The sequence below is a fragment of the Enterobacter sp. RHBSTW-00318 genome (assembly GCF_014101375.1).
Classification (GTDB): Bacteria; Pseudomonadota; Gammaproteobacteria; order Enterobacterales; family Enterobacteriaceae; genus Enterobacter; species Enterobacter ludwigii.
Map to the genome: position 1 here is coordinate 4,481,963 of NZ_JABXQH010000001.1, position 14,649 is coordinate 4,496,611.

Annotated in this window: 10 protein-coding genes; 7 read left to right on the plus strand and 3 right to left on the minus strand. The window is 54.4% G+C overall.

Going from position 1 to position 14,649, the window contains the following annotated elements; genetic code table 11:
- Positions 1–53: 53 nt before the first annotated feature.
- Together rcsB and rcsD are read right to left on the minus strand one after the other, a co-directional pair.
- Entirely contained in the window at positions 54–704 is a 651-nt protein-coding gene (gene rcsB, locus HV157_RS22040; RefSeq protein ID WP_006176468.1) for a response regulator transcription factor RcsB, read from the minus strand.
- 16 nt (positions 705–720) lie between these two features.
- Complete coding sequence (gene rcsD, locus HV157_RS22045; RefSeq protein WP_020883163.1) at positions 721–3,393, minus strand: phosphotransferase RcsD; 2,673 nt, start codon at positions 3,391–3,393, stop codon at positions 721–723.
- A 743-nt stretch (positions 3,394–4,136) separates the two neighbouring features.
- Here rcsD and HV157_RS22050 point away from each other — a divergent pair.
- The 6 genes from HV157_RS22050 (at position 4,137) to mgtE (ending at position 11,505) form a co-directional block, all read left to right on the plus strand.
- Positions 4,137–5,252: a porin OmpC gene (locus HV157_RS22050; RefSeq protein WP_020883165.1), complete on the plus strand. Its 1,116-nt coding sequence runs from the start codon at positions 4,137–4,139 to the stop codon at positions 5,250–5,252.
- Positions 5,253–5,365: 113 nt separating this feature from the next.
- Positions 5,366–6,421, plus strand: coding sequence for an FAD:protein FMN transferase ApbE (gene apbE, locus HV157_RS22055; protein WP_063156660.1), 1,056 nt, complete (start codon positions 5,366–5,368; stop codon positions 6,419–6,421).
- Between the two features lie 72 nt (positions 6,422–6,493).
- The gene (ada, locus tag HV157_RS22060; RefSeq protein ID WP_063156659.1) at positions 6,494–7,552 is read left to right on the plus strand and encodes a bifunctional DNA-binding transcriptional regulator/O6-methylguanine-DNA methyltransferase Ada; all 1,059 of its coding nucleotides are present in this window, start codon (positions 6,494–6,496) and stop codon (positions 7,550–7,552) included.
- Positions 7,552–8,202: a DNA oxidative demethylase AlkB gene (gene alkB / locus HV157_RS22065; RefSeq protein ID WP_020883168.1), complete on the plus strand. Its 651-nt coding sequence runs from the start codon at positions 7,552–7,554 to the stop codon at positions 8,200–8,202. Before ada ends, alkB begins: the two co-directional genes overlap by 1 nt.
- 75 nt (positions 8,203–8,277) lie before the next feature.
- Complete coding sequence (locus tag HV157_RS22070; protein WP_182268941.1) at positions 8,278–9,921, plus strand: multidrug ABC transporter permease/ATP-binding protein; 1,644 nt, start codon at positions 8,278–8,280, stop codon at positions 9,919–9,921.
- A 147-nt stretch (positions 9,922–10,068) separates the two neighbouring features.
- Positions 10,069–11,505 (plus strand): magnesium transporter, encoded by a 1,437-nt coding sequence (gene mgtE, locus HV157_RS22075; protein ID WP_078774629.1) that lies wholly within the window; start codon positions 10,069–10,071, stop codon positions 11,503–11,505.
- Here the strand turns inward: mgtE and HV157_RS22080 are convergent.
- Entirely contained in the window at positions 11,468–12,757 is a 1,290-nt protein-coding gene (locus HV157_RS22080; RefSeq protein WP_182269139.1) for a SulP family inorganic anion transporter, read from the minus strand. The genes mgtE and HV157_RS22080 overlap by 38 nt on opposite strands.
- A gap of 187 nt (positions 12,758–12,944) precedes the next feature.
- Here HV157_RS22080 and mqo point away from each other — a divergent pair, with 187 nt between their 5' ends.
- A complete protein-coding gene (mqo, locus tag HV157_RS22085) occupies positions 12,945–14,597 on the plus strand; it encodes a malate dehydrogenase (quinone) (RefSeq protein WP_182268942.1) in 1,653 nt (550 codons plus the stop codon).
- Positions 14,598–14,649: the final 52 nt, after the last annotated feature.

Genomic DNA, 14,649 nt, shown 5'->3' on the forward strand with positions numbered 1-14,649 from the left:
CTCACACGCCGGGAGGGGGAGGTGAGGCCATCAGGCCGCACACCCGGTCAACATCAATCCTTATCCGACGCGCTCAGCGTAACGGAGGAGAGATAGTTCAGCAGTGCAATATCGTTATCCACACCCAGTTTCATCATTGCTGATTTCTTCTGGCTACTGATGGTTTTAATACTGCGGTTCAGCTTCTTGGCAATCTCGGTGACCAGGAAACCTTCGGCGAACAGGCGCAGAACTTCGCTCTCTTTCGGAGACAGGCGTTTGTCGCCATAGCCACCGGCGCTGATTTTTTCCAGCAAACGAGAGACGCTTTCAGGCGTGAACTTCTTGCCTTTCTGCAGCGCAGCGAGCGCTTTTGGCAGATCGGTCGGCGCACCCTGTTTCAATACAATCCCTTCGATATCCAGATCCAGCACGGCGCTCAGAATGGCCGGGTTGTTGTTCATGGTCAGAACAATGATCGAGATGTCGGGGAAGTGACGTTTGATATATTTGATGAGTGTGATCCCATCACCGTATTTGTCCCCAGGCATGGAGAGATCGGTGATGAGCACATGCGCATCAAGCTTTGGGAGGTTATTGATCAGTGCTGTAGAGTCTTCAAATTCACCGACTACATTCACCCACTCGATCTGTTCAAGTGATTTGCGAATACCGAACAGTACAATCGGATGGTCATCGGCAATAATTACGTTCATATTGTTCATGTATAAGGCTACCTTGCTACAGCAAGCTTTTGACGTAGGCGTCAATGTCGCTGATGTATTTTTCAATGCCAGAGGCATCTTTCTCACGAATTAGATGTTCCAGCGTTTCACATAACTGCTTGCCGGGAACCAGATTAAGCATGGCAAACACCCCTTTAAGCCGGTGTGCTGTCTGTGCCAGCGCTGCAAAATCATTCGCAGCGGACTCAGTATACAACCGCTTAACATCATCTGGTACTGTATCAACAAAGAGTGAATAGTATCCGCTGGCGTGAAGCTCGGCATTTTCATTGCCGCCTAACGGTGATTCCGCTATCTCTTCCTGCGCCAGTTGCTCTTCTATTAGTTGTAGTACAGCTTCCTGCATCGCATTGCTTATATTAAAGTTGACGCGCAGCTGGCCTGGGCCGATTTTTCGCACGCCTGGCTCATCATCGCTTAAAAGCAAGCCGGAGGCAGTAAGATTAGACGGATTATCAGTTAAAAACAGATCAAATTCTTGACTTGAGAGTCTTTCATCCGGCGTTATGCAGGCCGCGCCCCAGTTTTCTAACTGACGAACCACAATATTGCGGATCTCGTTCGAGGTCACATCCACCATCACGACCACATCATCCAGCAGGCGTTCTTCGTCTTCTTCCTGTGGATTCGCCGCCATTTTAACGTGCAGCGAGTAACGCGTGCCAAGTGATTCGCGGGCCTTGATATTCAGATGGCCACCGAGCTTACGTGCCAGCTGATCGCACAGCCAGAAGGTCAGGGCATTGGCCTTGCCGTAATGATCGCTCTGGGTGTCATTCAGGAACGGGAAATGCAGATTATCGATTTCGCTTGTCGTTACGCCTTCCCCGGTATCCAGGATACGGAACGTCAGGCGATCTTCAGCCGACTCGTCGGTACTGACTTCCAGGGTGATCTTGCCGATCTGGGTGGTGGTGACGGCGTACTGAATAATCATCAGCAGAATGCGACGCAGCGCTTCGCGATCGCCATGACGTTCATCATTCGCCGGTAAATGGTTATTGATCAGCAGCTGCAGCCCTTTGCGCTTAATCACGGGCAGGACCTCAGGCACCACTTCATCGATCAGATTCTGGATAGAGAAGAGAGTCGGCGTTCCTTTCCAGAAATCATTTTCGAGCATATTCGCCAGCTGGATCTCATCTACCATGCGCACCAGCGAGTCGGCCTGGCAGGCAAGCTGATGGCTTTCAGATGTATTCAGCGCCGCCGCCTGGGTCGCCAGCATTTTTAACGGCTTCTTGAAGGCATCACCAATATTCTGCATAAAGGCAGCGCGCCCCTGCTGGTTTTTCTCATACAGACGTTGTGCCTGCTTGAGCTTTTTATTCACCAGCACTTCACGATCCTGATCGCGGATGATGAAGATCTGCGTGCGGGAGGCGATCTGGCTGCGGAACTGTCGGATCTCATACAGCTCGTTATTAATGGTGGCCTGAATCACGCCCTGATGTTGATCCGCCATAGCGGTGATGTTCTGCAGATTGAGATGAGGCAGCAGGTGGTCAGCAATTTTATTGCTCATCACCGTACGGTTGGCTTCCTGATCGTGAACCAGCACCCCAAGCGGCAGCACGGAAATAATCTCTTCATTCAGCGCGCGCAACACGCGCAGTTCGTTACTGGTTCCTGCCGGGACCGGGGCGGCATCGCTTTGACGCCCTGACTGGAAGCGGAACGTGCTGTAGCCAAACAGCGCCAGCGCCAGCAGGCCGATATTCAGCAGCAGGGGCAGCAGGATATTTTGCAGCGTATCAAGCAGCAGGGTGCCGAACGGCACTTGCCACACCAGACGCATACCAGTTGAGTTCAGCGAAGAGGCAATTTCGATTTTCGAGCCGTTAAAGGAGATCGATACGCTCTCTGCGGCCTCTTTGTCCGATGCGGCACGCATATTCTGAGTGCTGCTGTCCGGCTCCAGACGGAAGCTGTCGAGCGGCATATCCGGCGGAATCAAGTCATTGATGGGCAAATCAAAGGCCACTACCGTCGCCAGATGGCCTGGCTGGTTAAAAGTGGTACGCAGCGTAAAGTAATGGCCATTCTGCCAGGCGAGGCGGCGCAGAGATGAGAAGCTCTCACGTTCATCAAGGGCGTTCGCCTGCTGCAGCATTTCTGCCCGGCGGGAATCGACAATGCTGCCCACGGTCGTCTCTTTGAAACCGGAAGAGAGGTCTTTTAGCGGCAGGGTTGAGATCAGGATCATGCTGTTGTCCTGACCGTTCAGATAGTACATCGACCACGGCACCGTCTCGGCACCCCAAAGGGTATCAAGATAGGTTGAGATGCGCTGGGTCATCTCAAGCGTTGCGCTGTCATGAGAGCCGAAGATCAGCGCTTCGGTTTTGCGCTGTGGTTTTTCCAGATAATAGACGTCTTGCTTCAGGCGAGTCTCCTGAAGCCCGTCTCCGGAGGAGGTTGCTGGCGCGGCCGCGATGTTGTCGTAAATCTGCCAGGTTGCATAGCGCCAGGTATCAATGCGCTTGTGGACGGCGTGGGTGATATCAACAACCTGATAGCTTTTGTCCTTCAGCCAGGCGTTAACCGCGCTCTGAACCATAACCCCCATTGTGACTAGCAGCACAACGATCAAAAGAAGAAAGAAACGGGTGATGCTCCCGGGTAAGAGGGAGAATTTGCTCGGAGCGGTAGTTTCAGTCTGACTCATTGATATCTTTAACCCGTAATGGTCGTGCTCTATGGCGATAGGGCAGTATAAAGGGTAATACCTGAATTTCCAGCGTCACGCTCTTTGAACCCGCCACTTTTTCGACTGACAATATCGGAGAACGCCATTGCATGAAACATGTACAAAGCGAGTGAGAGTGTACAAATAAAAAACGATACATACCGGTAAATAGCACGAATTAACAAGAAATTGAGATTTGCAGTAATGACGCGGTTCTCGAGGAGAGAGGAAACGAATTTAGTTAATAGTCGTTACAATTTCAGTGCGGTAGCACAAAAAAACACATGCTACGTAAAGAAAGGTAAAAAAAAACCGAATGCCAGGCATTCGGTAGAATTAGGGATAAACAGACATTCAAATCTGAATGACGGTAATAAATAAAGTTAATGATGATAGCGAGAGTTATTTTAGAGATAACGGCCGATCTTGTTTTGTCATTCAGTGCTGTAAATATTTTTAATGTAGTTTACTGAATTTAAATGTTTTTTCTTCTCGCTTGATGATAAGTGCTAAATTCTTAAGCTTACTGTGCTTTGTAAAAGTTCCTTGATATTTACATTTTGAAACATGTTTATCGTGAAATGAAACATTTTCAAAGTTTTCGTATCATATTCCCGTTGGATTATTCTGTAATTTTGCGGAGAATGAAATTGCCGACTGGTTAATGAGGGTTAATCAGTAAGCAGTGGCAATTATAAGGCATATAACAGAGGGTTAATAAAATGAAAGTTAAAGTACTGTCCCTCCTGGTACCAGCTCTGCTGGTGGCAGGCGCAGCAAATGCGGCTGAAATTTATAACAAAGATGGCAACAAATTAGATCTGTACGGCAAAGTTGATGGTCTGCACTATTTCTCTGACGACAAGAGCAATGATGGCGACCAGACTTACATGCGTCTTGGCTTCAAAGGCGAAACCCAGGTTAACGATCAGCTGACCGGTTACGGCCAGTGGGAATACCAGATTCAGGGCAACACCTCTGAAAGCGACAACCAGTCCTGGACGCGTGTAGCGTTCGCGGGTCTGAAATTCGCTGACGCGGGTTCTTTCGATTATGGTCGTAACTACGGTGTGATCTACGACGTAACGTCCTGGACTGACGTTCTGCCAGAATTTGGCGGCGACACCTACGGTGCAGACAACTTCCTGCAATCCCGTGCTAACGGCGTAGCAACCTACCGTAACCAGGACTTCTTCGGTCTGGTTGATGGTCTGAACTTTGCTCTGCAGTATCAGGGTAAAAACGGCAGCGTAAGCGGTGAAAACGATTCCGGTCGTAGCACCCTGAAACAGAACGGTGACGGTTACGGCGCGTCTGTGACCTACAACCTGGGCGAAGGCTTCAGCATCGGTGGTGCGATGTCTTCTTCTAAACGTACTGCTGACCAGAACGACACCGCTAACCTGGCGCTGAAAGGCGAAGGCGATCGTGCTGAAGTTTACTCTGGTGGCCTGAAATACGACGCCAACAACATCTACCTGGCGGCGCAGTACTCTCAGACCTATAACGCAACCCGTTTCGGTAACTCTCAGAGCAGCAGCGACATTTACGGCTTTGCTAACAAAGCACAGAACTTCGAAGTGGTTGCTCAGTACCAGTTCGACTTCGGTCTGCGTCCATCCGTGGCTTACCTGCAGTCCAAAGGTAAAGACATCGAAGGTTACGGCGATCAGGATCTGCTGAAATATGTTGATGTTGGCGCGACTTACTACTTCAACAAAAACATGTCCACCTACGTTGATTACAAAATCAACCTGGTTGATGAAAATGAATTCACCCGTCAGGCGGGTATCGGTACTGATGATATCGTAGCGCTGGGTCTGGTTTACCAGTTCTAATCGCTTCATCGTGTGACAAAGGGGGCCTTATGGCCCCTTTTTCGTGCCTTTTCGGTTCTTACAATTCACCCTTTTGGTGTACTCTTGCCGCCCTGGCATGAGGATAATAATGAATGGACATGACTTTTTTACGCGCCAGCTTCCTGGCTATACTTTTTTTCCTGACAGCATGTGACTCTTCCACGCCTGTGGCCAAAACGGATGCTCCCGCGGCGACGGTGCTGGAAGGCAAAACGATGGGCACATTCTGGCGTGTCAGCGCGATGAATCTCGATAAGACACGCGCTGACGAACTTCGCAGCAAAATTCAGTCGCAGCTGGACGCCGACGATCAGCTTCTTTCGACCTACAAAAATGACTCTGCGCTGATGCGCTTTAACCTCTCTACCAGCACTTCCCTGTGGCCGGTGAGCGAAGCAATGGCCGATATCGTGACCGAATCAATGCGCGTGGGCTACAAGACCAACGGCGCGATGGACGTGACCGTGGGGCCGCTGGTTAACCTGTGGGGGTTTGGCCCGAACAAGCAGCCTGTCACCACACCTGACCAGGCGGCGATAGATGACGCCCGCGCCCGGACAGGGTTGCAGCACCTGACGGTGATCAACCAGTACGGGCAACAGTACCTGCAAAAAGATATTCCCGATCTGTTTGTTGATCTGTCGACGGTAGGGGAAGGGTATGCGGCAGATCATCTGGCCGCGCTGATGGCCCAGGAAGGTATTTCGCGTTACCTGGTGTCCGTGGGCGGTGCGTTAGTCAGCCGCGGCATGAATGCCAGCGGTAATCCGTGGCGAGTGGCGATTCAAAAACCGACCGACCAGCAAAACGCCGTACAGGCGATTGTGGATATCAACGGTCACGGTATCAGCACCTCCGGGAGCTACCGTAACTATTATGAGCTCGACGGGAAGCGGATTTCGCATGTCATCGATCCGCAGACCGGCCGCCCAATCGCGCATAATCTGGTCTCGGTGACGGTCATTGCCCCCACCGCGCTGGAAGCCGATGCCTGGGATACCGGGTTAATGGTCCTCGGTCCGGAGAAAGCCAAAGAGGTGGTCCGCCAGGAAGGACTGGCTGTCTATATGATCACCAAAGAGGCTGATGGCTTCAAAACCTGGAGTTCGCCGCAGTTCGACAGCTTCCTGGTGAGTGATAAGAATTAAAAAGCAAGGTTGCGGGTTTTTAATCAGTGGCACTCGGGCACGCTGTATGTATGCTTGTAAGAGGAGCTGATGATGAAAAACCCGACCTTTACTACCGATGACGATCGCTGGCTGGCCGTGCTGGCTCGCGATCCGCGTGCTGACGATCAGTTTGTCTTTGCCGTGCAAACGACGGGGATCGTCTGTCGTCCGTCCTGCCGTGCCCGCCACGCATTACGTAAAAATGTCCGCTTCTACCCCGATGTAGATCATGCCCTTCAGGCAGGGTTTCGCCCGTGTAAACGCTGTAAGCCGGACAAACGCGATCCGCAGGAACAGACGCTGGCAAAAGTTGAACATGCCTGCCGTCTGCTGGAGCGCGATCCCGCGTTAACGCTGGAAATGCTGGCGCAGCAGGTCGCCATGAGTCCTTTCCACTTCCACCGCTTGTTTAAGTCCGTTACCGGTATGACGCCTAAAGCCTGGCAACAGGCGGCGCGGGTACAACGCCTGCGTACCGCTCTTGCGCAGGGGGACAAAATTACCGATGCCGTGCTGGCCGCCGGGTTTCCTGATAGCAGTAGCTATTATCGTCAAGCCAACGCTGCGCTGGGCATGACGGCGAAGCAGTACCGGAAAGGGGATGTGGCCGTGCGTTATGCGATTGGTGAGTGTTCGTTAGGCCGTTGCCTGGTGGGTGAAAGCGAGCGCGGGATCTGCGCGATTCTGCTGGGTGACGACGATGAGACATTAACCGAGGAGCTTTTGACGCTGTTTCCAAAAGCAGAGCGAGAAACGCTGGAAGGAGAATTCGCCCGGCGTATTGAGCGGGTGATTAGCGCTATCGATGACCATACCGTGCCGCTGGCACTTCCGCTGGATATTCGGGGCACCGCTTTCCAGCAGCGTGTGTGGCAGGCGCTTCGTGACATTCCCCGCGGTGAAACGGCAAGTTATCGCCAGGTGGCGCAGACGATCGGTAGCCCAGGCGCTGTGCGTGCGGTGGCGGGAGCCTGTGCCGCAAATAAACTGGCCGTTATCATCCCCTGCCACCGTGTTGTTCGTCACGACGGTGCGCTTTCGGGCTACCGCTGGGGGACAGAACGAAAGGCGTTGTTACTGAAACGTGAGGCAAAGAACCCGGAGGGATAATGCTCGATCTTTTTGCGGATGCGGAACCCTGGCAGGAGCCCCTTGCGCCCGGCGCGGTGATCCTGCGCCGCTTTGCGCTTTCCCGCGCGGCGGCGCTGCTTGCCGGCATCGATGAGGTGGCGGCGGTCTCGCCGTTTCGACACATGGTGACGCCCGGGGGGTACACCATGTCGGTGGCGATGACGAACTGCGGAGAACTAGGCTGGGCGACAAACGCGCAGGGCTATGTATATGCCCCGGGCGATCCTGTAACCGGCCAGCCATGGCCGCCGATGCCTGACGTTTTTCGGGCGCTCTGCCATGACGCCGCCGTTGAAGCGGGCTATGCCGACTTTCGCCCGGATGCCTGTCTGATTAACCGCTACGCCGTGGGGGCAAAGCTCTCGCTGCATCAGGACAAGGATGAACCCGATCTGCGCGCGCCGATCGTCTCGGTATCCTTAGGCCTGCCCGCGGTCTTCCAGTTTGGCGGATTACGCCGTAACGATCCGCTGAAACGGCTCATGCTTGAGCACGGTGATGTGGTGGTTTGGGGCAGGGAATCGCGGCTTTTTTATCACGGCATTCAGCCCCTCAAACCGGGAGTACATCCTCAGACCGGCGAGTTCCGTCTTAACCTGACGTTCCGGCAGGCATCCCGTGGCCAATAAAAATAAGAATTATTCTTGATGTAACCGTCCGGCAGTTTAAACTGCTGGCTGATTTTTATTGCCCGGATTGCCTGCATGCAACTACTTCTCCTCGTCTGGCGTCAGTATCGCTGGCCCTTCATTGCCGTCATGGCGTTAAGCCTCGCCAGCGCCGCGTTAGGTATCGGCCTGATCGCGTTTATTAACATGCGCTTGATTGAAATGGTCGATACCTCACTCGCCGTCCTGCCGGAGTTTCTTGGCCTGCTACTGCTGTTGATGGCGGTGACGCTCGGCTCGCAGCTGGCGCTGACGGCGCTGGGACACCATTTCGTTTTCCGTCTGCGCAGTGAATTTATCAAGCGTATTCTGGACACGCAGGTAGAACGCGTTGAGCAGCTTGGAAGTGCCTCCCTGCTGGCAGGGCTGACCAGCGACGTGCGCGCCATTACCATTGCCTTCGTTCGTCTGCCGGAGCTGGTGCAGGGCATTATTTTGACCTTTGGTTCGGCGGCGTATCTCGCCTGGCTCTCCACAAAAATGCTGGCTGTCACTGCGCTGTGGATTGTTATCACCATCTGGGGCGGTTTTCTGCTGGTGTCGCGCGTCTATAAACACATGGCGGTGCTGCGTGAAACCGAGGATAAGCTCTATAACGATTACCAGACCGTGCTGGAAGGGCGTAAAGAGCTGACCCTGAATCGCGAGCGTGCCGAGCATATCTTTAACCATCTCTATATTCCCGATGCCCGCGAATACCGGCATCACATCATTCGCGCCGATACCTTCCACCTGAGCGCGGTGAACTGGTCGAACATTATGATGTTGGGCGCCATTGGCCTGGTCTTCTGGATGGCGAACAGTCTGGGATGGGCGGATACCAACGTCGCGGCGACCTATTCACTGACGCTGCTGTTTTTACGTACACCGCTCCTCTCCGCCGTGGGCGCATTGCCAACGTTGCTGAGCGCTCAGGTGGCGTTTAACAAGCTCAATAAATTCGATCTCGCACCGTTTAAAGCCGAATTCCCACGCCCGCAGGCCTTCCCGAACTGGCAAACCCTGGAGCTGCGTAACGTCATGTTCCGCTATCAGGACAACGCTTTTTCCGTCGGACCGGTAAACCTGACGATTCATCGCGGCGAGCTGCTGTTCCTGATTGGCGGTAACGGTAGCGGAAAATCCACGCTGGCGATGCTGCTCACCGGCTTATATCAGCCGCAATCGGGCGAGATTTTGCTGGATGGTAAAGCGCTGAGCGCGGAGAAACCTGAGGATTATCGCAAGCTCTTCTCGGCGGTCTTCACCGATGTCTGGCTCTTTGATCACCTGCTGGGGCCGGAAGGGCAGCAGGCTAACCCTGCGCTGGTGGAGAAATGGCTTGGGCAGCTGCAGATGTCCCATAAGCTTGAGCTTCAGGACGGTAAAATCCTGAACCTGAAACTCTCGAAGGGGCAGAAAAAGCGCGTGGCGCTGCTGCTGGCACTGGCTGAAGAGCGCGACATCATCCTGCTTGATGAATGGGCGGCAGACCAGGACCCGCATTTCCGCCGCGAGTTTTATCAGGTGTTACTGCCGTTGATGAAGGCCATGGGCAAAACTATTTTCGCCATCAGCCATGACGATCACTACTTCATTCATGCCGACCGTCTGCTGGAGATGCGCGAAGGCAAGCTCAGCGAGTTGACCGGCGAGGAGCGCGATGCAGCGTCTCGTGATGCGGTAGCGCGCACGGCCTGATGTCTCGTCTGACCCTCTCCGACCGGGAGAGGGGATAAAATCGCGGCCGATGTGCCGCTTTTTTATGCATCCCGTCCCGTTGTTTATTCTTATTTACATATCCCCGCGCTATGCTTAATGCCATCTCATTTCATGGATTTATGATTGATGTCGGTATTAAAGAAAAACAGCGCCCGGCAGCGTGACCAGGAACGTGCGCGTCTCATCTGGCTTCTCACGACCGATAAAGCGGTCACTTCTGCGTTACTGGGCAAACTGACCCTGGCTGAGCAATATGATGTCGGCACTTTAGCCGACGATATTGCTGAGGTAGGTGCACTGGTTGCCCATTTGCCTCCGCCCGACCTGGCGGATACCCTCGAAGCACTTCCCTCGGAAGAGCGTCACGCCCTGTGGCGTCTGGTGCAGGATCACGAGCGCGGGCAGGTGCTGCTGGAGGCGTCGGAAAACGTCTGGGATGATCTTATCGATGAGATGAGCGACCGGGCTATTCTTGATGCCCTGCAAACGCTGGATATCGACGAGCAGATTTACCTTGTTCAACACCTGCCGCGTAACCTGACCGGCCGACTGCTGGCCTCGCTGCCTGCCGATGAACGGGCGCGCGTGCGCCAGGTGATGCACTACGATAAACACAGCGTTGGCGCAATTATGGAGTTTGGCGTCATCACGGTGCGCCCGGACGTCACGCTCGGCACGGTGCAGCGCTATTTACGCCGCCTGGGCAGTATGCCCGACAACACCGATAAACTGTTCGTGACCTCGCGGGATAAAACCTTGCTTGGTGAGCTGGAGCTGAAAACGATCCTGCTCAACAGCACTCAGCGGCGGGTGAGCGAGGTCATGGAAAACGAGCCGATGGTCTTCTCGCCGGAGGATGACGCGGAAAAAGCCGCGCGTACCTTCGAACGTGACGACCTCGTGAGTGCGGCGGTGGTGGACTCGGTCGGCAAGCTGATGGGACGTCTGACAATCGATGAGATCGTTGACGTGGTCTACGAAGAGACCGATAACGATCTGCGTGCGCTTGGGGGGATCAGCGCCGAAGATGACGTCCATGCCTCCGTGGGCAAGGCGGTCAAAACCCGCTGGGCCTGGCTTGCCATTAACCTCTGTACCGCGTTTATCGCCTCCCGCGTGATTGATGGCTTCGAACACACCATTTCGCAGCTGGTCGCGTTAGCCTCGCTGATGCCGATTGTGGCCGGGATAGGCGGCAACACCGGCAACCAGACCATCACCATGATTGTTCGCGCGCTGGCGCTGGAGAACATTCAGCCGGGTAACTTTGCCTTCCTGATCTTCAGAGAGATGGGCGTGGCGCTGATTAATGGCCTGGTGTGGGGCGGAATTATGGGCGGCATTACCTGGTGGCTGTACGACGATATGGCATTAGGCGGCGTGATGATGCTGGCGATGGTGCTGAACCTGCTGGTTGCGTCGATGATGGGCGTCATCATCCCGTTGACGATGACAAAGCTCGGGCGCGACCCCGCAGTGGGGTCGAGCGTCATGATCACTGCCATCACCGATACGGGCGGTTTCTTTATTTTTCTTGGGCTGGCAACGCTTTTTCTTCTTTAACCCGACGCTTAATTCGGGCGGGAAGGAGTGCCATCACGATAATCCCGCCCAGCACGCCAATGGCCAGGTTACCGGTTGATACCGTGGCTGCAACGGTCACCAGCATCACGACCGTTTCCGCAAGGGGGGCATTTTTCACCGTCGCGGGCTGCAGGCTATGCCAGCTGAAGGTTTTGACGGCGACAATCGCCATAATCCCGGCCAGCACGGCCATCGGGATGCGGGCCATCACTTCACTCAGCGCCGTCACCAGCACCAGAAGCACCAGACCGGCCGCAACAGTGGAAATGCGGCTGCGGCCTTTGCCCATCTCCACGTTGACGATGGTTTGACCAATCATGGCGCAGCCTGCGATACCGCCATACCAGCCGGCCAGAATGTTACCGATGCCCAGACCAATGCTTTCGCGGCGCTTGCCGGAGGGGGTCGCCGTCAGCTCATCCACCAGTTTGGCCGTCAGCAGCGACTCCAGCAGACCCACAAATGCAATGCTTAATGCGCATGGCCAGATAATGCTCAGCGTATCGGTGTTCAGCGGGACAAGCAGCTGCGTCAGCCCGGGCAGGCCACCGCTCATGGTGCCTTCGTCACCCACGGTCGGCAGGATTTGCCCGGTGGTCACGGTAAACAGGGTTAACACCACAATGGCAATAAGCGGCGCGGGGATACTTTTGATAAAGCGGGGCACCCAGAGGACGATCAGCAGCGTCAGCACGAACAGGCCCACAATCAGCGGGCTTCGGCTCCAGAAATGGGGAACCTGGGCGAAGAAAATCAAAATACCGAGCGCGTTAACAAACCCGGTCATCACCGACTGCGGAATAAAGCGCATCAGTCGCGCCATACCGAGCACGCCGAAGAGGATCTGAATCACCCCGGCCAGCAGAACGGCCGGCAAAATGTACTGCACGCCATGCTGATGCACCATCGGGCCAATCACCAGCGCCACGGAGCCCGCTGCCGCCGTGACCATTGCCGGGCGGCCGCCGAGCACGGACAGGGCAAGACACAGCACCACGGAAGCAATCAGGCTGACTTTAGGATCAACCCCTGCCACGACAGAAAACGAAATCACTTCAGGAATAAGCGCCAGGGCAGTAATCACGCCCGCCAGCGTTTCACGCATCAGCAGCCGGGGAGAGCGTAACACCGAGGCGACATGGCCTTCATGGGGTAAAGAAGAATCGGGTAATGACATAACACTTCGCAGGTTAGGGCAGGCTTCCGTGCGCGCGATCACAAAACGCAACATACTAGCCAGAAAAGCCGCCTTTTGCCAGCCGCATAGGTAATCCCTCACAAACAATCCATCATTAAATTTCACAATTACAATAATTTCTTAACCTTTAAACACCATTTAAAAGTTGTTACCGTTCCCGCGCAGCTTTTTTCACCTGCAATTTCCACGCATCACGCACTTTTACACTAAGGCATAAATTATGAAAAAAATGACTGCCATGCTCTTGTCTCTGGCCGTGGGGCTGAATACCGTCTCAATGGCGGCAAAAGCTGACACGCCAAAAGAGCAGGAAACGGACGTCCTTTTAATTGGTGGCGGTATTATGAGCGCCACGCTGGGAACCTATCTGCAAGAACTGCAGCCGGACTGGTCTATGACCATGGTCGAGCGCCTCGATGGCGTGGCGCAGGAGAGCTCGAACGGCTGGAACAACGCCGGTACGGGCCATTCGGCACTCATGGAACTGAACTACACACCGCAGAAAAAGGACGGTTCCATTAGTATCGAGAAGGCGGTTGAGATCAACGAAGCATTCCAGATTTCTCGCCAGTTCTGGTCTCACCAGGTGAACAGCGGCGTAATGCACGATCCGCACTCCTTCATCAACACCGTGCCGCACATGAGCTTTGTGTGGGGCGAGCAAAACGTTAACTTCCTGCGTGCGCGCTATGCGGCTCTGCAGCAGAGCACGCTGTTCCGCGGCATGAAATACTCCGAAGATCACGCGCAGATTAAAGAGTGGGCTCCGCTGGTCATGGAAGGTCGTGACCCGAACCAGAAAGTTGCCGCGACCCGTACTGAAATTGGTACTGACGTGAACTACGGCGAAATTACCCGCCAGCTGGTAGGTTCCCTGCAGAAAAAAGAGAACTTTAATCTGCAGCTCAGCACCGAAGTGCGTAGCTTCAAGCGCAATGCGGATAACAGCTGGAGCGTGACCGTTGCCGATCTGAAACACAATGAAGAAGAGCACGTCATCAAGGCGAAGTTTGTCTTTATTGGTGCGGGCGGCGCGGCGCTGAAACTGCTGCAGGAAACCGGTATTCCGGAAGCGGACGATTACGCAGGCTTCCCGGTGGGCGGTCAGTTCCTGGTGTCTGAAAACCCGGAAGTGGTGAATCGTCACCTGGCAAAAGTCTACGGTCAGGCTTCCGTTGGTGCGCCACCCATGTCCGTTCCGCACATCGACACCCGCGTGCTTGACGGTAAACGTGTGGTGCTGTTCGGGCCATTCGCGACCTTCTCCACGAAGTTCCTGAAAAACGGTTCCCTGTGGGACCTGCTGAGTGCGACCACCACCTCTAACGTTAAGCCCATGATGGACGTCGGTCTGGATAACTTCGATCTGGTGAAATACCTGATTAGCCAGGTGATGCTCTCTGACGATGAACGCTTTGACGCGCTGAAAGAGTACTATCCGCAGGCGAAGAAAGAAGACTGGCGTTTATGGCAGGCGGGTCAGCGTGTGCAGATCATCAAACGCGATCCGAAAGAGGGCGGTGTACTGCGTCTGGGTACCGAAGTGGTCAGTGACAAAGAAGGCACCGTTGCTGCGCTGCTGGGTGCGTCACCGGGGGCTTCTACCGCTGCGCCAATCATGCTGCATCTGATGGAAAAAGTGTTTAAAGACAAAGTTGCCAGCCCGGAATGGCAGGCAAAACTGAAAACCATTATTCCTTCTTACGGCACTAAGCTGAACGGTAACGTTGACGCGACGGAACAGGAACTGGAATACACCAGCCGCGTTCTGCAGCTGCAATATGTGAAGCCGCAAGCTGCTGCTGACGCAGCACCGAAGGCAGAGCTGAAGCCTCAGGCGGAAAACAAACCGGTCGCGGATATCGCACTCTGATGTGAAAAAGCCGGGTAGCGTTAGCGCTTACCCGGCTTATTAAACCGCACAG